General features: G+C 55.5%; 15 protein-coding genes. 7 read left to right on the top strand and 8 right to left on the bottom strand.

The features are described from left to right. Window positions 1-197: 197 nt before the first annotated feature. Window positions 198-524 carry a hypothetical protein gene (locus tag ACOTX3_RS20800; protein WP_058679555.1) on the top strand — a complete coding sequence of 109 codons (327 nt, stop codon included), beginning with the start codon at window positions 198-200 and terminating at the stop codon, window positions 522-524. 624 nt (window positions 525-1,148) lie between these two features. Beyond that, entirely contained in the window at window positions 1,149-1,535 is a 387-nt protein-coding gene (locus ACOTX3_RS20795; RefSeq protein ID WP_038420448.1) for a DUF7079 family protein, read from the top strand. Window positions 1,536-1,650: 115 nt separating this feature from the next. On the opposite strand, the gene ACOTX3_RS20790 is transcribed toward ACOTX3_RS20795, so the two are convergent. The 7 genes from ACOTX3_RS20790 to ACOTX3_RS20760 all read right to left on the bottom strand — a co-directional run bounded on the left by ACOTX3_RS20790 (window position 1,651) and on the right by ACOTX3_RS20760 (window position 8,296). Next, the gene (locus ACOTX3_RS20790) at window positions 1,651-2,661 is read right to left on the bottom strand and encodes a TauD/TfdA family dioxygenase (protein ID WP_013098374.1); all 1,011 of its coding nucleotides are present in this window, start codon (window positions 2,659-2,661) and stop codon (window positions 1,651-1,653) included. A gap of 87 nt (window positions 2,662-2,748) precedes the next feature. Beyond that, a complete protein-coding gene (locus ACOTX3_RS20785) occupies window positions 2,749-3,288 on the bottom strand; it encodes a 3-isopropylmalate dehydratase (RefSeq protein ID WP_058679553.1) in 540 nt (179 codons plus the stop codon). Further along, window positions 3,278-4,633, bottom strand: coding sequence for a 3-isopropylmalate dehydratase large subunit (locus ACOTX3_RS20780; RefSeq protein WP_058679552.1), 1,356 nt, complete (start codon window positions 4,631-4,633; stop codon window positions 3,278-3,280). The genes ACOTX3_RS20785 and ACOTX3_RS20780 overlap by 11 nt, the downstream gene beginning before the upstream one ends. 108 nt (window positions 4,634-4,741) lie before the next feature. Beyond that, on the bottom strand, window positions 4,742-5,968 hold the full coding sequence (locus ACOTX3_RS20775; protein ID WP_058679551.1) for an MFS transporter: 1,227 nt from the start codon (window positions 5,966-5,968) through the stop codon (window positions 4,742-4,744). Further along, a complete protein-coding gene (locus ACOTX3_RS20770; RefSeq protein WP_020690754.1) occupies window positions 5,965-6,570 on the bottom strand; it encodes an L-threonylcarbamoyladenylate synthase in 606 nt (201 codons plus the stop codon). The genes ACOTX3_RS20775 and ACOTX3_RS20770 overlap by 4 nt, the downstream gene beginning before the upstream one ends. A 12-nt stretch (window positions 6,571-6,582) precedes the next feature. After that, on the bottom strand, window positions 6,583-7,809 hold the full coding sequence (locus tag ACOTX3_RS20765) for an HlyD family secretion protein (RefSeq protein WP_013098379.1): 1,227 nt from the start codon (window positions 7,807-7,809) through the stop codon (window positions 6,583-6,585). Between the two features lie 10 nt (window positions 7,810-7,819). After that, window positions 7,820-8,296 carry a YbhB/YbcL family Raf kinase inhibitor-like protein gene (locus tag ACOTX3_RS20760; protein ID WP_013098380.1) on the bottom strand — a complete coding sequence of 159 codons (477 nt, stop codon included), beginning with the start codon at window positions 8,294-8,296 and terminating at the stop codon, window positions 7,820-7,822. Between the two features lie 235 nt (window positions 8,297-8,531). Between ACOTX3_RS20760 and ACOTX3_RS20755 the strand changes: the two genes are divergently transcribed. After that, entirely contained in the window at window positions 8,532-9,311 is a 780-nt protein-coding gene (locus tag ACOTX3_RS20755) for an L-threonylcarbamoyladenylate synthase (RefSeq protein ID WP_013098381.1), read from the top strand. Between the two features lie 38 nt (window positions 9,312-9,349). Next, on the top strand, window positions 9,350-9,943 hold the full coding sequence (locus tag ACOTX3_RS20750) for an L-threonylcarbamoyladenylate synthase (RefSeq protein WP_013098382.1): 594 nt from the start codon (window positions 9,350-9,352) through the stop codon (window positions 9,941-9,943). Here ACOTX3_RS20750 and ACOTX3_RS20745 read toward each other — a convergent pair. After that, window positions 9,927-10,841: a LysR family transcriptional regulator gene (locus ACOTX3_RS20745; RefSeq protein WP_013098383.1), complete on the bottom strand. Its 915-nt coding sequence runs from the start codon at window positions 10,839-10,841 to the stop codon at window positions 9,927-9,929. The two genes, ACOTX3_RS20750 and ACOTX3_RS20745, sit on opposite strands and share 17 nt — an antisense overlap. 340 nt (window positions 10,842-11,181) lie before the next feature. On the opposite strand from ACOTX3_RS20745, the gene ACOTX3_RS20740 reads away from it, so the two are divergent. From ACOTX3_RS20740 to ACOTX3_RS20730, 3 genes are all read left to right on the top strand, one after another. Beyond that, window positions 11,182-12,588 (top strand): MFS transporter, encoded by a 1,407-nt coding sequence (locus ACOTX3_RS20740; RefSeq protein ID WP_077681899.1) that lies wholly within the window; start codon window positions 11,182-11,184, stop codon window positions 12,586-12,588. Window positions 12,589-12,947: 359 nt separating this feature from the next. Then, entirely contained in the window at window positions 12,948-13,304 is a 357-nt protein-coding gene (locus ACOTX3_RS20735; protein ID WP_013098385.1) for a hypothetical protein, read from the top strand. 696 nt (window positions 13,305-14,000) lie between these two features. Next, window positions 14,001-24,101 (top strand): BapA/Bap/LapF family large adhesin, encoded by a 10,101-nt coding sequence (locus ACOTX3_RS20730; RefSeq protein WP_127869026.1) that lies wholly within the window; start codon window positions 14,001-14,003, stop codon window positions 24,099-24,101. Window positions 24,102-24,182: the final 81 nt, after the last annotated feature.

Genomic DNA, 24,182 nt, shown 5'->3' with positions numbered 1-24,182 from the left:
TGATGATCTGTTCGTCGGAAAAACGCTTCTTCATGGGGATGTCCTCATGTGGCTTATGAAGACATTACTAACATCGGGGTGTACTAATCAACGGGGAGCAGGTCATCGGGGTGTACTAATCAACGGGGAGCAGGTCACCATAACTGTTATTGTTTTATATAATTTAAGCAGGAGCATTCAACGTTCAGGAGTGAAGGGTGATAGACGCGCAACAGGAAACGAAACTTCGTTCATACGGGTTTACTGATAAAAACATTACGGCTTTGCGTGCCGTACTTGAAGATCCGAAACGTAAAGATCGGACTGTGCATTCACTTTTAGTTGAGCTAAAACGACGCTTCTACACGTTCTGGATCATTGTCATTGGTTTACTGTTTTTTGCTACCTATGCAACTATCACTAATGATTATGGTAATGGTTGGATTTATTTCGCAATAATTATCGTTTTATCTCTTTTTATATTGGGAATGGCCCCGCCGTCTGTTTCATGGAAGGCGGTGAAATTTTTACGCAACGAAGATTAACTCTCCTTTCTGCCTGGCGAGCAAACTCTTGTTCATCGGTATTATAGGTTTTCCCATTTTATAAAGTTTATGGGCTAATTTTTTCACCTTTAATAGCCTATGTCGGCCCTGTCATCAAATACGATGAGGCGTTACATTAAAACTATTTTCATGCGTTCAATATAAAAAACATAAAAACATTTCTGTAATTACAGGGATGACTAATGAATGTTGCATTCAAAAAATTGTATAGTGTTTATATAAGGAGAAAATTAGCCAGAGATATTATCTCTACCGCGTTGTTCGTCATGATGAGGTGCTGAATAGGATTCACATACCCCGCCGTTGCTGGAGCAATGCAGAATGATCAGAGAGCCTTTTCTGCTGCTCTTGCTTCGCTGCAAGGAAAGGCGTCAAATTTTGCAGCACATTGTATACAGGACTCGCGTGTCAGACAGCAGTATTTGCGCGATATTCTGAAAATGTCTGCTGAGTTTGTGCAAGCAGTGGTAGCCACGGGTGTGTGCGCAGCAACTGCACCCGTTTGTATTGGTGTTGCGGCATTAGTGGGCGGAATTCTTGCGTCGATTGGAACAGACCTCCTGTTCGGAACCCTGTATGTTTCACCGCAAGGGAGAAATTAAAATGCATTTGACTGAAACCCAGCTGATCGCCCGCGTCCCCGTCTGGCACGCCTTATCAGAACTTTTTACCGGGCGCGAACTCCAGGAGTATGACTATCAATGGATGGCAGAGGTGCTGAAAAAATCCGGATTAAACCGGGAAGAGATCTTCAGAATTGTGGATGAGGAAGTCGCCCCTGCTCTACAGGCTAACCTGCTTTACAACCCAACGCCGGTGATGGACGGTTGGTCAGAAGAAGACATCAAACGGCTTGTGACAGCGTATTTGAACAGAAAGCCGACAATTATCGAACGCATCATTCCGGCCCGGGTACTGTTAAAACAACGGCGCAAACACATCAGCAAGGAACTTAACAGGCTATCCGCTGAGCTTGATAAAGGCATGTAATAAGTTATAAAGCGAGATGATGACCAAAGAACGTTAATAGCACAGGTCTTCTCGCACAAACAAAAAACCCGCACACCTCAGGCATGCGGGCTTTTTTATACCAGCAAGGTCACCCTTACTCGGCGACCACAAACCCCGGCAGATCGGCATCGAAGTAGTTGTGATACATATTCATCACTTCGGGATTACGGAAGCTGTAGGTTTTCAGCAGCCAGCGTTTTTCCGCAGAGTAGGGATCTCTCACCTGGATGATTTCCCGGTTGTGTAAAGAGTCCTGATTGGCGAAGGAGAACAGGTCGCCTTTGTTAATAGCAACGCGGCCTTTTGCCGCTTTGGTGATGGCCACCTTAAGGTCAATTAATGCTTTGATCGCCTCTGCTGGCGCATCCGGAGAATAGGTTGTGCGTGTGTCGTAGTAACGGAAAGTATGAATATTCTCCAGGATCGGATGCAGCTCAGAATCAATCTGGCTGGCGTTCGAGTCGCGAGAGTATTCATCAAAAGGGGTAATAAAAAGTGGCTTTCGTAACCACTCCTGGGATTCAGCTTTCAAATTATCCAGAATCGCTTTACCGTCCAGGTAGCCGGTAAAAATCAGGTTTTCTTCGCTGCAACGCATGCCTAATAAACTGAGAAAATCAGCACGTACCGGGTGAGCGGTGCGATCGTTGTGGTAATAAAGTTCGCCGTCCGTTTTTTGCGTTTGTGTGTTGCTGTATTTTTTGTCGGCATAAACATCATGGAAAAAATCACCGTTGTTGCGCGTACGGTAGGCCAGTAACGGGGAGTCGGTGAGCTGAGCGAACAGCTCCAGCAGGGCCTCTCCTACAAAGGTGAGCTTTTTGGCGTACTTATCGTTAACGGGATTGGACTGATCAAATTCTGGAATGATGGTGTCGAGTGGTACGTTTTTTAATAAATGCGCGTTAATGCCTTGATCCTTGCGCTCTTGCCTGACGCGCTCACAGGCCTGAACAAAAAAAGTGGGCACCAGACCATTTTCAATGAGTTCGGTGATGGACTGCTTGAAGAGTTTGTAGTCTGTATAAGGGCTGATGGTGACACGGCTGATAAGTTTTGATAGCTCATCTTTTTGAAGATCGTTAAACTCTAGCTGGGTGATCATAGTTTGATTGCCTTATGTACGCTCAAAACAGACGCTGCACCCTGAGAAAGTAAGGCGTCTTGTTTTGAGTCTTATGGTTGTATTGGATTAAATCTTTCCTGTTTGCCTTGCGTAAGCGAACAAGCCACCGGCGGCGACAATGTTCGCAAGTTCCCCTACCGGAGCGGTTTTCAGAATCCCATCAGCAGTACCAATCTGATGAGCGTCTAAATCGATTTCAATGGTATCCCCCGTTTTCAGCGCACGGATATCACAGCCTTCATTCAGTGTGACGGGCATGATTTGCCCCGTGGATACACAGTTACGGAAAAATATGCGGGCGAACGACTGGGCGACGACGGCCTTCACGCCGGATGCCCCCAGAGCCACCACCGCATGCTCGCGCGATGAGCCACAGCCGAAATTTTTCCCGGCCACAATAAAGTCATACCCTGCTCGCTGCGTCTGCGGATTGATAAACGGCAGCGCCCCTTCCGGCAGTCCGCACATGGCGAGCGATGCCAGCTCTTCACGCCCCTCGGCAGAGGCCGGGTTAATTTTCAAATATTCCGCCGTTAATATCTGGTCGGTATCGATATTGTCGCCTAACACATAAACTGTACCGCGCATTACGTTATTAATAGTCATTAGTTAAGTACCGTTCTGGATTAGTAATAAAACCGGTCACTGCCGCAGCAGCCACTGCATAAGGAGAGGCCAGATAAATCATCGCGCCTTTATTTCCCATCCGCCCCACAAAATTACGGTTGGTGGTGGAAATCACGCTTATCGGATCCCTGACTCTCCCAAAGGTGTCCGCTGGCCCGCCACAGCAAGCCGCGCAGCCGGGTTCAGAAGATAATTTAACGCCAGCCCGGGTCAGAATTTCATACACGGATCGGCCCTTCACCTGGGTGGTGATCAGATTATGAAAAACCTCTTTGGTCGCAGGAACGGCGTAGGTTGGGATGGCCACCTTGCGCTGCCACAGTATTTCCGCAGCAGCGATAAAATCATCCGTTTTACCGCCCGTGCAGGAGCCAATATAGGCTTGCGAAATGGCAATATTTTCCAGCTGTGCCACTGCCACCACATTATCCGGGGAGTGTGGCCGCGCAATCACGCTGGTTAATGCCGAGACGTCAATATCAATCGTGCGGACGTAATGCGCGTTTTCATCAGGCACCACCACGGAATACGGGACGGTGGTTCTGGTCGTCAGGTAATCCAGCGTGGCCTGGTTTGGCACCATAATGCCGTTTTTAGCCCCGCACTCCACAACCATATTGCACATCGTCATTCGCTCTTCGACCGATAATTCATCGATGACGTTGCCGGTAAATTCGATGGCATTATAGGTCGCCCCTTCCACGCCCAGCTCTTTCATTAACACCAGAATTAAATCTTTCGCCTGAACGCTTTTCGCTTTTTTACCGTAGTAATTCACTTTTATGGTGGCGGGAACCATCAATGGGATCTCCCCCGTACCCAGGGCGTACGCCCCGTCGGTGATCCCCACGCCAATGGCGAAGGTGCCAAAGGCCCCGGCGGTCACGGTGTGAGAATCGGTCCCCAACAACACCTCTCCCGGCCGGGTGTGTCCCCCTTCCGCCAGGCCAATATGACACACGCCTTTATAGTCCGGGGTGCCCACATCATAAAAATGGGTAATATTTTGTGCTTTTGCGAATTCCCGCATTACCCGAATATTTTGATTCGCCTGTGGGTCGGCGGAATAAACAAAGTGGTCAGGGATCATAATAAAGCGATCCGAATTCCAGACTTTTGCCTCTTCACCAAATTCTTTTTTAAATACGCTGGCGACGCCAGGCGTGCAGGGATCGTGGGACATTAATACATCAACATTCACGAAAAGCACTTCACCCGGTGAAACATGCGATCTCTTGCTGGCTCTGGCGATTATTTTTTCGGTTAACGTCATCCCCGGCTTTATATTTACCGACGCATAATCATCAGTTTCGTGAATATTCATTTTTCTCTCCTCTTTATCTGATGGGGAAATTACACCGTACAGAGGAGGGGCTTTCAACGGGAATCCGTTATTCGTCAGATTAGTTTCATTTTGCGTATGAATTGTTCCTCAGGTGGAACTGTGCTCCCAGCTGCGCAAATTCTTTAAGTAAAGCAGTGCAGATATGCATACCACCAGAATATAGATCAGGCAGAAGATCAGCATCAGCGTGGAAAAGTCCCGGCTCACCAGCAGCCACGCCCCAACGGCCAGTAAAAAGGCATTGGCCAGCCCGAAATCACGCTCCATGCGCCCGAACACGCGCATACGTTCATCCGGGGTATTGGCAGAGAGATCGAGGTTAGCAAGCGTGACGGGCCGGATCGTCCCGGAGCCAAACCCCAGCAGCACCAGCGCCAGCAGCCCGGAGACAAAATAGTCCATGCCTCTCGCTGCAAGCCATTCATTGCTGGCAAAAAGCCCCAGCGCCGCCGTCATAAAAAGGCTTGTCGTCGCCAGTAACGCCGTTACCCCAAACCGTGCGATAAACGGCCCGGCTATTTTGATCGCTCCCCAGGACGAGAGCGTAAAGCAGCTCAGCACGGCACCGAAAAGCAGCGGGTCGACATTCATCATAATAAAGTAGAACGGGATAAAGCCGATGAACGGCGCCAGCGTAAAAGCGCGTGAAATGGAATAGAACAGCATCCAGAAGAGCTGGTCCCCTCTGGGCGAAAAAGAGACCCGCTCAACAGGCCGGGCAGGTTCGGGCTCTGCCTCCTGCACGCGAATCAACGCCACGCACCCGGCGGAGATAACGCTCACCACAATGGCGGCGATAAACGGCCACTGGGGGTTGTAGTCAAACAGAATACTCCCCAGCGATCCGGCGATCAGGGTGGCAATAAACATCCCGCTTTGCGACGTGGTCTGGATCTGCATAAACCGGTGCTGGTCGCCTGCGGTGAGCTGGCGCAGCAGGGCCGCATCCGTGGTCAGCGCAATGGTAAATCCCGCGCCGCCAAGCAGCTGCGACACCACCAGCAGAGGGAGGCTGACCTCACTTTGCCGGGTGCTCCAGAGCATCAGCGCCATTCCCAGCGCCTTCATCAGTTCGCCTGCAATCACCGTCTGTCTGGGTGACAAGAAGCGCAGCAGCCAGCCGGGTATGCCGCTGCTGAAGGTGCTGGTCAATCCATACAGCGCCAGCAGGAAAATAATCCGGTACATCCCCATGTCTATTGTCCAGAAATAGAGCAGCAAGACGGGAAGATGGAAATAGCAACGGGAAATAATACGGTAGGCCAGGAACAGGCCATGGTTGCCAGACCCGGGATGTAACCGGCGCGTCGTCATGACGCCAGCATCGCCATAATATCCATATCTCCCGCACGAAGGATTTTAATCTCCTTCTCCAGTAACGAGACGATGGTGCTGGAGACCGTTGTCACCGGACGCTGGGCTGCGGGCAGAATATAGCCCACACGGTCGCCAAACGTCTGGCGGGCGGCATCAATGTCGATCAGGCAGTCAGACTCCACGCCGGAAAGATTGGCAGAACTCATCCCCAGCGGGCGGCCAAACAGCGCAATCACCTCTCGCAACACGCTCTGATGATTGCACACCAGAGAGATGGAGTCCGGCTTCAGATAGGGGTTCTGCGGCACATTGTCCGATGCCGGAACCACCACATTCAGCGCGCCGGGCATGGCACCAATCAGTTTGTCGAGCGCAGCGCGATGCTGGACCTTATCGACGGCGATGTAATCCCATGCCTGCGCCGGTTCCGCGACGAAAAGCGTCAGCGGTTTCTGTCGTTCGCGTTTTTTGAGATCGTAAATTTTCTGGCAGGCGTCAATGTTCCACGGGTCTGCCGCCAGGGCGTAATTCGTGTCCGTGGGGACCAGAACCACCTCGCCGCGCTTCAGGGCGGCGACCGTATTGTGTATATGCTGCATCTCTTTTCCTGTTTAAATGTTGACGGTTACGCTACGGCCCGCGAGGCAGAAACTGGCGGGATCCGGCACGTCTTTCCAGTCGATATCGATATGTGCAGTCAGCACTTTCACGGGCAACTGCCGGCGCGCGATTTCAGGCGGGGGCTGTACGTCCCTCTCCCCGACCGCCACGCGTCCACTCCCTGCACGGAGGGTTCTTATCGTTCCTTTCCAGCGTGTGGCGGATGCGGTGGTCAGACGCACCGTTACCGCCATCCCCGGGCGCAGACTGCCGGCGTCAGCCTCATCAAAAAACGCCTCAACCCAGCGAGTGCGGCAATCCAGAATGCGCACAATCGGGGTGCCGTTCTGAACGCTCGCACCACTCTCCTCCGTCACGTCCCAGATCACGCCGTCCGTGCTGCTGTTGAGCGCCGCCTGCTGACGGGAGTGAAGGAGCGCAGCGACTTCCTGAATGCTTTGCGTCGTCGCCTGCTTGCGGGCAATCAGCTGTAGCTTCTCCTGCTGCATATTCTCGATTGTGAGCGACATATCGCGCTGATTCTGCTGTGGCGCATCCAGCGTTCTTGGCCCTGTCAGCTGAAGACCGGATTTGGCGGCATTCACGTCCAGTAAACGCTGACGGAGCTCGGCTGCTTTCGCCTCCTGGCTGGCCTGCAACACCCGGGTGTTGTTCTTACGCTCTTCATACTCCATGCGGCTGATGAAACGCTGCTGGTAGAGATTTTCATAGCGCTGAAGCTGCTGTCGGGAGAAGGCGGTTTGCGCCGTAATCGCGCTCAGCTCCTCCTTCAGTTGCACAAACGTGGCAGCCGATTGTTTCTCACCTAACTGCTGCTGCATCCTGCTCTCGGCGAGGTACTGCTGCCGCTGCTGCTGATAAACCTGCAGTCGTTGATCGATCCCCGAAATTTGCTTGTCGAGTTCAGCAAGCTGGATCTCCAGCGCGCTGCGCTGGGCCACCAGGCCGGGGATCTGGTCGTTCGCCTGCGTGGTGACCACATTTCCCAGCGATTGCCGGGCCCGGACCGCCTGTCCCGGCGCGATGTTCTTCGCCAGCACCAGCTGTCCCGGCAGCGGGGAGAGCACCGTGGATATTCGGCCATTGATAAAGGCCTCCTTGCTGGAGACCCCCATTCCCGCAAAAAACAGCAGAACAATGGCCACCAGCACGCCACCCGCCACGCCCCATTTGAGCAGGCTATGCCGGGCGAAAACCGCTCTGATTCGGTTAATCACACACGCCTCATTAACGCTTATACAGCGTGACGACGCTGGCTTTCTCAAGGGTATGCATGTTGATGAGGAAACGTATCACCGCGTTTGGCAGATCCGGCGTCACGCCCAGGTCATCGCAGCTCAGGGCGTGCAGGGTGAAGATATAGCGGTGCGGAATATCCCCCTCTGGCGGGCAGCAACCGCCGTAGCCAGGCGCACCAAAATCGGAGCTGGCGTGTTTGATGTCGGGTGTGTTCGCCGGGTTTCCCGCGCCTGCCGCAAGCCCGGTCAGGCTGGCAGGAATGTTATACGCCACCCAGTGCCAGAAACCGCTGCCCGTTGGCGCATCAGGATCGTACGCGGTTACGGCAAAACTTTTGGTTCCCTGCGGGACATTTTCCCAGGACAAGGCGGGCGAGACATTATCGCCATTCCCCCCAAAATTATGATATTCGTTCGCTTTGGAGAGAAAAGCGTAGTCACTTAAACCTGCAATAGATACTTTCATAGCGTTAACCTCTGTTTGAAAATCGGTATTTACCGGTGGGTTGTTCTATTGGTAACCGATTGAAAGCAAAACCGGTAACAGAATTAACCAACCCGGCATATTGCCCAGGAATAACGCGATATTGTTCCAACACTGAAACAATGCGGTGAAAATTTCTCTGCTGATTGCGAAGCCTCTTATTACACGACATCCTTTCCCTAAATTTATGACACCAGTGCGGTGCAGGGAGAATTGAATGATGAATAAGAAAGTCGCGTGGAATGGTCAGGTTCAGCCGGAAGCGATTAACGTATTATCGGCTGAAGGCGGAATGATTGTTTGCCCTACGAAAGTGGGTTATATCATTATGACCTCAGATAAAGAGGGGCTGGAGAGAAAATTCGAAGCCAAACAGCGAAACCGTAATAAACCCGGCGTGGTATTGTGCGGCAGTATGGAACAGCTGAAATCGCTGGCGGAGATGAACCCGGAAATCGAGGCATTTTATCAGGCCCACTGGGATGCAGACGTATTACTGGGCTGTATTTTACCGTGGCGAGAAGATGCCATCGCCAGATTACCCGATAACGGCCTCAAAGAGCTGATGATGGACGGCAGAAAAACAAGCTGCTTCGTGATTAAATTTGGCAAACCCGGCGAAATGATTGCTAAAGATCTGTGGGAAAATCATCAGAAATTCTCTTTTGCCAGCTCGGCGAATCCGTCAGGAAAAGGCAACCGCGGCATGGTGGAATTCATTGGGGAACGCATCGAATCGCGTGCAGACTTAATTATTTGTGCCAACGAGTACGTTAAGTCTATACAGCCTGATGAAACCCAGGAGAGTCGCTATGAACAAGGCGTGATGGTGTCCATGGTGGACAGCGAAGGGAAACTGGTCCCTGAACAGGGTAGTGCCAGAAAAGTGACCCCTTGCCCGGTATTAATTCGCAAAGGTCTCGACGTGAATAAAATTATTAATTTCATGTCCGCCCAGTTTAATACCTGGGACTATCGCCACGGCGATTACTATTAATTTTTGGGTTTAACCGCGTCACAGGGATATCGATAATCATGTCATTTATAGACAAGGCCATTACCGTATTGCGTAATAGCGGGATCATCCTGATCCCTACCGATACCCACTTTGCCCTGGCAGCCGATCCTTACAGCCCGGATGCCGTGGAAAAACTGACGCTGTTAAAAAGATCGCCCTGTACCAGAGAGATGACGTTTTGCTTCTGCGAACTGGCGGACATATGGGAATGGGTGGATGTCAGCCCGTGGCAAAGAAGCAAAATTGAAATGCTCAGCCGGGCCTGCTGGCCCGGCACCCTTAAAATCAGCCTGCGAAAGAAACAGCGCGCCGATTTTCTTCCCGGCGCAGGCGATATTCTCCCGGTCGTCTGCGTGAAAAACAGTCAGATGCGAACCATCATCAGCCGCTTAGGCAGGCCGCTGGTGGTGATCCCGGCAGGGTATCCGCAGGATGAGGGCGATCTTGTCAGTTTTACCCTCGCCCGGGAAGACATGGGAGACTGTGTCGATCTGGTTGTCCCGTCCAACTGCAAAAACCCCAGCCGTACCGCCACCACGCATATCTCTTTGCTGGATGACAAAGTCTCGATCCTGCGTCATGGCGAGCTGGATATCAGTAGCCTGCTTTGACCTCGGCCCCGGCGATCAGCTGCTGAAGTTCGTCGCTAAAGCGTTTAATGCCTGAGGTCATCGTGTTTTTATTTTTGGACAGTAGCCACACTTTATATTCATCCATCTGCCAGCCGGGTAAAAGCCGGACCAGTTTCCCGGTGGCGAGGCTTTCTCGCGCAATGTAATTGGGCAAGTAAGCAATGCCGAGGCCGGAAAGCGCCATGCTGATCAGCGCCACGCTGTTGTTGCTTCTGAAGCGGCTATGAACGTCAATATTGACCTTCTGTTTCTCTTTTCTGAACGGCAGCGAAACCGTACGCGCCACACCGCGAAACAGAATGTAGTTGTGGGCCGGGAGATCGCCCGGCGTCAGAACAGGACGCATCCGGGCGATACAGTCAGGGGTGGCATAAAGCCCCCACTGGATGGAGCATAAAAATTTGGTGTGCTCATGGGTTGGCGTGTCCTGCGCCACAATGATAGAGAGATCGTACTGGCTCTCTTTGATATCCACCGCTTTATCCGATAAATCGAGATCGACGTTGGCCATAATATTTCGTTCTAAGTACGCATTTAATGCTGGCACAACATACTCTTTTCCGAACGTCACCGGGGCAAGTATTTTTATTGTCCCCGCTGGTTCCTCATAATAATCCCGTATAAAGCGTTCTGCGGCGCGCAGTTCATTCAATATTTTGAAGCAGTGCTGATAGTAGCTCAGCCCCAGCTCCGTAATCTCTATTTTCCGGGTGGTGCGCTTAAGCAGCATTGCACCAATACGTTTTTCCAGCGTTGAAATATCCCGGCTAACTGATGACTTCGACATTCCCAAAGAGAGTGCGGCCTCGGTGAAGCTCAGGGTTTCGACGACACGCGCGAAAACCACCATCGGAATTAAATTCTCGATTTTTTCCATTCTACAATCTGCACCAGGTCAGCAAACATCACCCGATAATTAGTGGCAAAAGTCCTTGCTATCGTCAAGTGAAAATTTTCCAGCATTGTCGTTCTGCCCCGGCTCGATAATAACTCCGTAGCGCCGCACGGCTATTTTTCACCGCGTAACAAGAATATATTTTCTTCGAAAAATGGGTTAACTCAGAGGGTGAATATCCACGCACTAAAAGAAAAATATCTGGTTTTTTATGCTTTATTTATTGCTTCTGAATACGAATTAAAAATTTAAATCCGCTGATTTCCCTCTAGCATAACGACTCAGGGTGAATGTTACGAGAGGGTTAATCGTGAGTGAATGCATAGTTTCAGGTACACAGTGGGGGGCACAAAACCCCATCCGCGAGGACGATCTTGCGGCAAGGATCGATGCCTTACCGGCTTCCGCCGGACTTTGGCGATTCATCGCCTTGCTGTCCCTTGGCGGTTTTTTTGAGCTTTACGATCTGTTTCAGACAGGCTACATCAGCGCCGGTCTCATTGCTGATGGCATCTTCCACACCGGCCAGCAGGGCGTGTTCGGTATGGCCGACCAGGCCGCGTTTGCGTCCGCAACTTTTCTGGGGCTTTTTATCGGTGCCAGCCTGCTCAGCCCCTATGCTGATCGCATTGGCCGACGCGCAACCTTTATGTATGCCCTGCTCTGGTACGGGCTGTTCTCCCTCGTCATGGCGTTTCAGCATCAGGCGGAATGGGTGATCTTTTTTCGTTTTATGGTAGGCATCGGCCTCGGCGTTGAACTGGTTACCATTGATACCTATCTGACAGAGTGGGTACCTGCTCACCTTCGCACCCGCGCCTTTGCTTTCGCCTTTTTCATTCAGTTTCTCTCGGTTCCTGCCGTCGCGCTGATGTCATGGTGGCTGGTACCGCAGATGTGGTTTGGCCTGAGCGGATGGCGGTTCGTGGTGATCGCTGGCGCGCTGGCGTCCATCATTATCTGGCTGGTACGCAAGGGGCTGCCGGAATCTCCGCGCTGGCTGCTGCAGCAAAAGCGCTTTCATGAGGTGAGAACCGTCATGCAGGAGATGGAGAAGCGCTGCGGCAGCGGCGAACAGGCGGATTTCCCTCTCCGCGCCGGGCAGCACAACGAACAGGTTTCACTCAAGGGCAGGTTTAAAGATATCTGGTCTCCGCGCTACCGTGGCCGGGTTGCGATGCTGGTGGTGATGAATATCTTTCAGGCGATTGGCTTTTTTGGCTTCGGAAACTGGCTGCCCGCCCTGCTGTCCGGCAGCGGGACATCCGTCACGCACAGTTTGTTATACGCCTTTTTCATCACGCTGGCCTATCCTCTTGGCGCGCTTATCTGCAGCCGCTATGCCGATCGAATGGAAAATAAATGGCAAATCGTGTTGTCCTGTCTGACCACGGTCATCTTTGGTTCGCTGTTTGCGTTTCAGAGCAACCCACTGCTGCTCATTGCCTGCGGCTTTTTTATTACCTGGTCCAATGCCTGGCTGACTTACAGCTACCACTCCTATCAGTCAGAGATTTTCCCCACCCGTATCCGGGCGCGAGCGGTCGGCTTTTGTTACTCCTTTAGCCGTTTATCCACCGTCTTCAGCAGTATAATTATCGGTCTGATACTGCAATATAGCGGCTCAACGGCGGTCATTGCCTTTATTGTGATCAGTATGCTGATTGTTATGCTCACCATTGGTATTTTTGGTCCCAACACGCGCGGTATCGACCTGGAAAATATTTAATCACGGTGACTAATAAAATGCCGTCTTACAACTTGTGAGCGGCATCCATGATTATTTTCGCTGCCCTGTAGATAATAACGTTGCCCCTAATAACATCGGGCGGGAGCATACCAGGAAAACACGGATGAAATTTGCGCAAACAAGGAGAGAGCGATGTACAGACCCTTCACCATAGTATTTTTTATTCAACTGACGCTGGCAGCACTGGCTGAGATTGGATATCTCACGTTCGGTTAGCCTTTCGCATGAAATAGCGCCGTCATGGCCTCCACCCTTTTACAGTTTTTTCCTAAAGCCGCTTCGCTTTGTCTGTGACATGCTGAATCACGCTCATAACCGATAACGTAAATGAGGATATTATGAAAAAAACAATTATCGCATTGTCTGCCATTCTGCTGGCTTCTCCAGTATTTGCTGCGACCACACATGCAACTGATGATACCGTCGCCGCGGCGAACGCTAACGCCAACGAAGCGAAGCAAAAACTGCACGAAGAGCAGAACAAAGGTGAAGAGCTGAAGCTGAAACAGAAACATGCTGCAGAAGGTAAAAGCGAAAGCTTTGGCAGCAAGGTCAGCGAAGACTCACAGAAAGTCTGGCACAAAACCAAAGAAGGCACCGAGAAGGGTTGGGACGCCACCAAAGAAGGTGCTGAGAAAGGCTGGAACAAAACCAAAGAAGGTGCCAGCGAGCTGGAAAAGAAAGTCACTGAGTAACCGTCACACAGATAAAAAGGCCGCCTGCGCGGCCTTTTTTATTGCTTCAAATAAAGTCAGGCGTATTTTACCCCTCACCATTCTATTAAATATCGCCCGCTAGCAGAAAATTTAACCCTGTAAAAGAATATTTTTAAAACGCGAATAAATATAATATATCTTACATCAAAAACATTACCCTATCTTAAATCGCAATTAAGCAACCATAAACAATCAATGCCAGAATACGATTAAAGTTATCACCTACCAATTATTTTCCCGCGGCAAAAACGCACAAAAAACCGACTCATCAAAAATGAATTAATCGCAAATAATCAATGGCTTACAAACTTTAAATTATAAACAAAATCTATAAAGCAATGCCCTCTTCACATCCTTGCGCCATGTTTACTAAAGCTTAATTTGCATATCCAGACTTTTCTGACTATATCATTTTCATACCGTCCCGGATTAATTCCTCTATTAAATACAAGGTTATATAAAAGACAAAATCACATTGTTGATAGTTTTTCTCAAATAAATAGATTCGCTCTGATGTTGCCACTCTGCATTCTGGCGGGCATCGTTCGCGCTGAAAATAAATACGGTGAGCGCTGTTTTAAATAACAGTTACTCCGCCGGGGGCGCGCTTTACCCTTAACAGAGATGGCTCATCTTGCTCGCCGTTAACGATAACTCTGCTGGAGTACTCACTAAATGAGCCAAATCTCTGTTATATCGAAACTTACGGGTGTGGAAACCACCACGGAAGGCACTCAGGTTACGCTGAGCCATTCCTCTATCGTTGAGCTTAAGGTAGAGCGAGCCAATGTCGCTGACTTCGCCCGCAACGGTAACGATCTGGTGATCACGCTACACTCCGGCGAGGTGATTACCGTTAAAAATTTCTTCGTCACCGATGCGCAAGGGGCGAGCCAGCTGGTACTGCAGGACAGTGAGGGGGCGCTGTGGTGGATTCAGGACCCCGCCGGGGCGGCCACCTATGAATCTATTGCCTCCACTGACGTCCTGCTTGCCGCATCCGGAAGTGATGCAGGCGGCGCGGCCATCTGGCCCTGGGTACTGGGTGGCATTGTCGCCGCGGGTGGCATCGCGGCGGCGGCAAGCACCGGTGGTGGCGGTGGGGATGACGATGATGGGAATAACAACAGCCCTAACCCCAACACACCAGTCGATCCGTCCGACCCGGATACGACACCGCCAAATGCGCCAACCAGCCTTCAGTTCTCGGGAGACGGTAAAAGCGTCACCGGTACCGCCGAGCCCGGCAGTACCATCACGCTGAAAGACGCGAACGGTAACGTCATCGGCACAGGGAAAACCGGCAGTGACGGCAACTTTACTGTGTCTCTCGGCACTCCACTGACCAACGGTGAACAGGTAACCGCTACCGCGACGGATGCGGCCGGGAATACCAGCCTGGGCACCACGATTACAGCGCCGGATCTCACCGCCCCCGATGCCCCGACGATCGGTAGCGTGACGGACGATGTTGATCCTCAAACGGGATCGGTCACAAACGGCGGCAGCACCAACGATCCACGCCCGCAACTCAGCGGCACCGCAGAGGCGGGCTCCACCGTGACCATCTATGACGGCGGAGTCGCGATTGGCACGGCGGTTGTCGCCAGCAACGGCACCTGGACATTTACCCCGTCAGCTGACCTGAGTGAAAGCACCCACCAGATTACCGTGCAGGCAACCGACGCCGCCGGCAACCTCGGACCGGCATCACCGGTATTTACCCTCACCGTGGATCTTACCCCTCCGACCACGCCAACCGCGATTGTGCTGACCGACGACACGGGTGCGATCAGAGGGACCATAACCGCAGGCACCCCTACCGATGCGTCACAGCCGATCCTGGCAGGAACGGGCGAACCCGGTGGCACAATCACTATCTACGATAACGGCGTTGCGGTTGGAACCACAACGGTACTGCCGAACGGTACATGGAGCGTCACGCCAGACGGCCCTCTGCCGGACGGGACGCATGCAATAACCGTCGTTGAAACCGATGCAGCCGGAAACCAGAGTGCGGCCTCAGAGCCGATCATCTTCACCGTGGACACCACACCGCCGCTGGCCCCCGGCGACCTCGTCGTGTCGAATGATGGCGGCACCATCACCGGAACCGCCGAGCCAGGCAGCACGGTAACCATTCGTGAAGGCGACGCTATCCTTGGCACCCCTGTGGCCGACAGCGAGGGCAACTTTAGCCTGACGCTGACCCCGCCTAAGCTCAACGGCGAAATCCTGACCGCAGACGCCACCGACGCTGCGGGCAACACGGGGCCAGCAACCTCCGCAGCGGCGCCGGATATCACCCCACCGCAGGCCCCGGTTATCGTGTCGGTGATTGACGACGTGCTGAACACAACCGGTCCCGTGGAGCAGAATGGGCTGACCAACGACCGGGCGCCGACCCTGAACGGCACGGGCGAACCCGGTTCGACCATCACGATCTTCAACGGCAGCGACGTTATCGGCACGGTGGAGGTTCCCTCATCCGGGCTCTGGAGCTTTACGCCGCCCTCACCGCTGGCCGATGGTACGTACGTGCTGACGGCAACCGCAACAGATGCCGCCGGTAACCCGAGCGGACAATCGAACGCGTGGACCATTATCGTCGACGGGACGGCTCCGGCCGCCCCGGTGATTACGCAGGTCATTGACGATGTGCCCGGACGAACCGGCTCGCTCGACCTCAATGAGACCACCAATGATTCAACCCCGACGCTCAGCGGTACCGCTGCAGCAAATGCCACGGTCACCATCCGCGTGGATGGGGTTGATATTGGAACCACCGTCGCCGATGGCCTCGGCGCGTGGAGCTTTACTCCGGACACCCCCATCGCCGAGGGTCCCCATACCCTGACCGCCGTCGCAACTGACGCGGCGGGCAATACCAGCGACGTTTCCAACAGTTGGGGCATCATCATTGACAGCGTTGCCCCGGATGCGCCGGTCATTACCCAGGTGGTGGATGACGTGCCAGAACGCCTCGGCGCGCTCAACTCTGGCGACAGCACCAATGACCCCACGCCAACGCTCAACGGCACCGCGGAGCCGGGCTCAACCGTCACCATCCGCCAGGACGGCGTCGATCTCACTACAATTGTGATCGACAGCAGCGGCACGTGGACCTATACCCCAACCACACCGCTTGTTAACGGCACCTATACCTTTACCGCCGTCACCACCGATGGGGCGGGTAATACCAGCCAACCGTCAGTCGGCTTCACCCTGACCGTCGATACCACGCCGCCAGCGGCGGCCACCATCGCCACCGTAACCGATGACGTCGGCGGCATTAACGGGCCGCTTACCAGCGGCGATACCACCGACGACACCCAGCCGCTGCTGCAGGGCACCGCGCCGGCAGATGCCGTGATTACCGTCTACGACGGAACCACCCTGCTCGGCACCGCGACCCTCGACGGCAGCGGCGGCTGGAGCTTTACCCCCGTTATCCCGCTTACCGACGGCCCGCACACGCTGACGGTGCATGCCACGGATGCCGCGGGCAATACCACTATCTCAACGCCGTTTGAACTGACGGTAGATACCGTTCCGCCAACCACGCCGGATATCCCGGCAATCACGGTCAATCCTGACGGCACAGAAACGCCGCTGAACCCGGGAGAAACCACCCGCGACACCACGCCGACCCTCAGCGGTTCCGGCAATCCGGGCGATACCGTGACGATCTACAACGGCGGCGTTAAGCTTGATGATGTGCTCGTGGACGGCACCGGCAACTGGACCTGGACGCCAGCCACCCCGCTGCCTAACGGCACCTATGACATTACCCTGACCGTCACCAACATGGACGGCACGGGCAACGAAAGCGCCCCATCGCAGCCGGTCACCATCACCATTGATACCGATGCGCCAACAGCACCAGCAGCACCGGTGATTACCGACAGCGTCAGCCAGATAACCGGCCCCGTTCCCGATGGCGGAACCACCAACGATCCGCGCCCGGTACTCAGCGGCACCGGTACGGCGAACGACGTTATTAACATTACTGACACCGTCAACGGCACTCCGACCGTCGTGGGCACCGTCACGGTAGATAGCAACGGCAACTGGAGCTGGCGTCCTGACAGTAATATTGCGGAAGGTACCCACGTCTACACCGCCACCGCCACCGATGAGGCGGGCAACGTCTCTGACCCGTCGCCAGCGATTACGATTACCGTGGATACCGTAGCACCGGATGTCCCGGTATTTGACGCCGTCGGGGGCCAGCCGAATGGAGGTTTAATCACCGATGCGACGCCAACCGTCGGAGGAACCGGCACGACTGGCGACACGGTCATCGTTTACAACAACGGCATTGAGGTAGGACGTGTCGATGTCGTTAACGGAGAATGGAGCTTTGTCCTGCCACCACAACAGGACGGCCTGCTGAACATCACCGTTGTGGGCGTCGATGCCGCGGGTAACGTCAGCGCGACGAGCCCAGTCGTTTCCGTGACGCTTGATACCGTTGCGCCTGAAATACCCCAGATTAGTACCGTTTCAGACAGCCAGTTAACCAACAGCGTACTCTATACTCGTGACGGAACACCGACCCTCACCGGCACCGGTGAACCGGGAACTACGGTGATCGTTTCTGTAGACGGCACGCCATTGGGAATCCCGGTGACGGTCCAGACGGACGGCACCTGGATCTGGACTTCCGACATAACGCTGACGGATGACCAGCACATCTTCACCGTCTCTTCCAGCGATCCGGCGGGTAATATCTCAGGCAGTTCAGCACCGCTGAGCGTGACGGTGGATACTGCCGCGCCAACCGACCCGATCAATATGGCCCTGGCTCAGGAGGGGACACCGCTGACCGGTACTGCCGAAGCAGGGAGTACCATTACCGTGAAAGACAGCGGTGATAACGTCATTGGTACCGGTACTGCCGCCATCGACGGCAGCTTCTCCATTGCGCTGAGTCCAGCGCAGCTGGATCCGACCACGCTAACCGTAAGCGCTACCGATTCCGCAGGGAATGCCAGCCCCGGCACGCCATTCATTGTCACCGACTCGCCGCTTGAGCTGCCGCAGGTGCCCGTCATAACGGCAATCGTCGATGACGTGGACCCGGTCATCGGCGATGTGAAAGGCAAAACCACCAACGACACTACACCAACGCTTACCGGTACGGCCGAAGCGGGCAGCGTGATTACCATCTACCAGGACGGTAGCACGACGCCATTGACTATGGTGACCGCCGACGGCAGCGGCAACTGGAGCTATACGCCAGCCGCGCTCGGCGAAGGGCTGCATACCTTCGAGGTGACCGCGACCCTCAACGGTGCCACCAGCGGCCGCTCTCCGGCGGCCAGCGTGACCATCGATCTTACCGCCCCAGGCACGCCAACCATTGGCTCGGTAATTGACGACGTTGGTCCTGTCACCGGTCCGCTGACCAGCGGCCAGACCACCAACGACAGCCAGCCGACCCTCACCGGCACCGGCGCGGTGGGTGATACCATCTCCATCTACAACAACGGCGTGCTGCTGGACAGCGTGGTGGTTGGTAATACCGGCACCTGGAGCTACACCACGCCCGCTCTGCCAGAAGGCAGTAATGTTCTGACCATCCGCGAGACCGATCCGGCGGGAAATCAGAGCGGTCCTTCGGCGGACTTCACCCTCGTGGTGGATACCCTTTCCACTACGCCGGTCATCACCAGCGTAACGGATAATGTGGGCAATGTTGCCACCCCGATAGTCAGCGGCAGCGAAACGAACGACGCCACGCCAACTCTGACAGGGACCGCGGACGCGAACAGCGTGGTGACCATTTTCGACGGCGGCACCCAGATTGCCGTAGTAACGGCGGATGACACCGGCGCGTGGAGCTTTACGCCAGAGACCGCACTCGTCGAAGGCTCGCACAGCTTCACCGTCCTAGCGACCGACCCACAGGGCAACGTCAGCGAAGTCTCAGCCCCATGGAGCGTGGTGGTAGAACTGACGGCGCCGACGGTTCCAACGCTGGATACGGTGAGTGATAACGTCCCTGGCGGCGCCACGGGCAACCTCACCAGCGGGCAGGCGACCAACGACAACACCCCAACGATTAGCGGTACTGGGCAGGCGGGCAGCACTATCCACATCCTGAATAACGGCACGCAGATCGGTACGGCGATCGTCGACGGAGCCGGGAGCTGGTCCTTTACGCCGACCACACCGCTGGACGACGGCAGCTACTCCCTGCGAGTGTACGCAACGGATGCCGCTGGCAACGCCTCGGCTAACTCGTCGGTCTTCGCCTTCACCGTCGATACCGCAGCCCCTGGCGTGCCGGTGGTGACCACCGTGATTGACGATGTCGCACCGACTACCGGAACGCTCACGTCGGGAAGTATCACAAACGATGCGCGCCCAACCTTCAACGGCACGGGCGACGTGGGCTCAACAGTGCATGTGATTGTTAATGGCAATGAAATTGGCACTGCCGTGGTGAATGCCCAGGGCGGCTGGACCTTCACGCCGGGTACCGATCTGCCCGAAGGGCCACTCGTCATCACCTTCAACGCCACCGATGCAGCGGGTAACGCGGGCACCGCAACAGCACCGTTTAACCTGACAGTGGATACAGGCGTGCCGTCTGCGCCGGTCATTTCGACTGCGGCAGATAACGCGGGCAGTGTTCAGGCTCCGCTCACTTCCGGGCAAAGCACCGACGACACCACGCCTACGCTGAACGGCACCGCGACGGCCAACGCCACGGTCACGATCTATGAAAACGGACAGCCTGTCGGCACCGTGCTGGCTGACGGTACCGGCGCATGGAGCTTTACTCCATCAGCGCCACTGGTCGCCGGCAGCCACACCTGGACCGCCACGGTCACCGATGCAGCAGGGAACATCAGCCCCGCCTCGCCAGGCTTCACGCTGATTGTCGATACCACGGCACCCACCGCGCCGGTTATCGGCCAGGCGATTGACGATGTGGGGACCATTACCGGTCCAATCACATCCGGGCAGACGACCGACGACACCATACCTCGGTTGGTTGGCACCAGCGAACCGTTTGCCACCGTGAATATCTATGAGGGAACCACGCTGGTCGGAACGGGCACCGCAGACGGCAGCGGCAGCTGGAGTATCTTACTCAATACCACGCTGACAGAGGGTGCGCACAGCTTCACCGCGCTGGCCACGGATGCCGCAGGCAACACCAGCGCGTCGTCAGCCAGCTTCAGCCTGACGATTGATACCACGCCGCCAGCGCTGCCGGTGCTCATCAGCATCCTCGATGATGTCGGCAATGCGGCAACGCCAGTCGCGAACGGAGGAATAACCAACGACGCGCAGCCAACCCTCAGCGGTACGGCGGAAGCGGGTTCTACGGTGAAAATCTTCGATAATGGCGTGCAGATTGGCAGCGTAACGGCCACCGGCGGGGCATGGAGCTTTACGCCTTCCCCGGCGCTGAGCAACGGCCCACATACGTTGACGTTTACCGCCACCGATGCCGCAGGCAATGCCAGCGCGCCAACCGCCGGATATACGATTAACGTTGATACCCTTGCCCCAGCCGCGCCGGTTATCAGCTCGGTAATTGATGATGTCGGCAGCGTCATCGGCCCGGTGACCGGCACCAACCCGACCAACGACACGCGTCCAGCGCTGAGCGGGACCGCCGAAGCGAATGCAACGGTACGGATCTACGATGGCATCACGTTGGTGGGCACCGTCACCGCCGACGCCAGCGGCAACTGGACGTTGCCAGAAACCACTACGCTGACGCAAGGCACCCATAACTTCACCGCCACCGCCACCGATGCCGCGGGTAACACCAGTCCGGCGTCTGTGGTGACGACAATTATTGTCGATCTCACTGCACCAAACGCGCCTGCCGGGACCTTTAACGCTGACGGCAGCGTATTGACCGGTACGGCGGAAGCGGGCAGCACCGTCACCATCCGCCTCGCGGACGGCTCAACGGTGACCACCACCGCAGACAGCAATGGCGCCTACAGCTACACCTTCCTCAACAAGCAGACCGAAGGCCAGACGCTGCAGATCACGGCCACCGATGCGGCGGGTAACACCTCGCAGCCGGGCTCGGTCCTTGCGCCGGTGGTGCCGCTCTCTGCCAGTAATAACGTTGAAGAGCTGGATCTCAGTACCACCGCCACCGTCACCAACAGCCAGTACAGCGACTATGGCTTCCTGCTGGTGGGCGCCGTAGGCAACGTGCTGACCCTGCTGGGCAACGATACAGCCCAGGTTGAGTTCAACGTGGGCAGCGGCGGCAGTGCGGATATTGTGGTCAATGCCAACGCCACGGGGGCGGTGCTTTCGCTGCTCAACACCCTGGAGCTGGTGGTGCAGCGTTTCGATACCGTCAACAACACCTGGACCACCGTCGTGGATACCGGACAACCGCAGTTCGCCGACCTGCTGACCCTTGGGGCCACCGGCGTGTCGCTGAACCTGACCGGGCTCGCTGATGGCCAGTATCGCGTGCTGAGCTACAACACCAACCTGCTGGCAACCGGCTCGTACACCAGCCTGGATGTGGCGGTGAAAGAGACCAGCGCCGGGACCGTAACGGGCGACACCAGCCTGGACGGTAACGTGATCCTGGATACCGATCCTACCGCAGGCAGCGATAACGCTCCGGCAGGTACGACCGTCTCCGCCGTGACCAACGCGCTGGGGGTCACCACCAGCGTTAACGCCGACGGCACGGTGATTCAGGGGCAGTACGGTACGCTGACAATTAACCGCGACGGCAGCTACACCTACAACCTCACCGACACCAGTGCCGCGGTGATTGGCCGCACGGAGAGCTTCACCTACACCATTACCCATAACGGTGTCAGCGCGTCGGCAAATCTCGTGCTGTCGCTCGGTTCGGGCAGCGTGGCGAATGGCATTGTCGCCGTAGACGACGCGGCTTCCCTGACCTTCGACACCACCGTCCTGGCCATCGATAACGGCACATCGTCGCAAAGCGGCTTTACCCTGGTGGGGATCAATCTCGGCAACACGCTGGGGCTGAACCTGCTGGACGATATGACCAACCCGATCATCTACACCGTGGAGGAAGGTACAACCCGCACCATGACGATTCAGGCCTCCGTGGGGGGCGTAGCCCTGGCATCGGTGTTCGACCTGTACGTCTATAAATTCAACAACGCGACCCAGACCTTCGAGCAGATGCGCGTTGAGCCGGGCTGGCTGCGTGCGCCGCTGCTGGGCGGCACCTCCTCGCAGCTGACGCTGAACCTGCCTGCCGGGGAGTATCTTTTCCTGCTCAATACGGCGGCAGGGATCACCGCGCTGACGGCCTACACCCTGAGCGTGCTGCAGGATCATGTCTACAGCGTCTCCAGCATCGGGGAGAGCACCACGGGGGATGTGCTGGCGAACGATCCGGTGCCGGATGGCACGGTGGTGACGGAAGTGAACGGTGTGGCGGTTAACAGCAGTGGAACAACCGACATTCAGGGAGAATACGGCACGCTGACCATTGATTCGTCCGGCCAGTACACCTACACCCTGAATAGCGGCGTGGGTGCGGACCATATCAGCACGCCAGACACCTTCGTCTATACCATTACGGCTCCAAACGGCGCGAAAGATACGGGCTCGCTCAACATTACCCCAACCGCGCGGGCAATGGATGCGGTGAACGATGTCAGCACCGAGATGAGTGTCACGTCGGTACACCATACCTCGGCCTACTCTGACACCACCGTCGGCAGCGCCAGCTGGACCACCTCGTTGCTAGGTACCACCACGGGCAGCGGAAGCGGGACCTTTGTGGTGGATCCGAACACCGCCCTGCATAGCGCGTCGCTGCACTTTGACGTCGCGTCGCTGCTGGCGCTGGGCGGGCTGACGGTGAACTGGACGATCAGTGATGCCAACGGTGTTATCCGCACCGGCTCCTTCAGCGGCGGCTCGCTGCTGGGCGGCAGTATCGACGTGCCCCTGACCGGGCTGGATCTGAACGCCGGGACCTATACGCTGAGCTATACCGGCAGCGTACCGGGGCTGAGCGTGGGCAATATCACCATCACCCCGAGCGTGAACGGTACCACCTACTCGCTGACCCAGTTCGACTCCACCAGCGGCCACACCGTTGACGGCAATATCTTCGACGGTACGGATTCCGCCGGGGCGATGGATCAGCTGCAGTCGGTCGATACCCGCGTGACCATTACCGGCTTCGACGGCACCACCACCACGCTGGATCCTTACACCGGCAGCACGCTGGTCAACGTCACGGGTCATTACGGCACGCTGTCGATTGGCGCAGACGGCCACTACACCTACACCCTCAACAGCGGGGTGTCGCTCTCAACCATCACGTCGAAGGAGGTCTTCAACTACACCCTCACCGATGCCAACGGCAATACGGACACTGCCACGCTGACCATCAATATGGCGCCGCAGTTCGTCAGTTCTGAGCATAACGATGTCATTACCGGCACCGCGTACGGCGATACGCTGATTTATCAGGTGCTGAACAGCACCGCAGGCAACGCCACCGCGGGTAACGTCAGCAGTACCGCCGGCGATCACTGGACCAACTTCTCGCTGGCCCAGGGAGACAAAATTGACATCGGCGATCTGCTGGTGGGCTGGAACGGCAGTGCGTCAACGCTCGGTAATTACCTGCATGTGACGAACAGCAATGGCAGTACCGTGATCGCCATCGACCGTGACGGTACAGGAAGCACCTATACCAACACCACGCTCGTGACGCTTGATAACGTCCAGACCACCTACGACGAGTTAGTTAACCAGCAACACATCGTGACCTGATAGCACCTGTAGTACCTGACCCGGGCGCACTGCGCCCGGGCATAAACAATAAAGCTGTACTTATTTTTTATTAGGGACATG

Origin of the sequence: Enterobacter cloacae complex sp. IR5384 (assembly GCF_049237265.1) — a bacterium.
GTDB lineage: Bacteria > Pseudomonadota > Gammaproteobacteria > Enterobacterales > Enterobacteriaceae > Enterobacter > Enterobacter cloacae.
The sequence above is the reverse complement of the archived record's forward strand: the minus strand, read 5'-3'. Positions and strand labels throughout refer to the sequence as shown.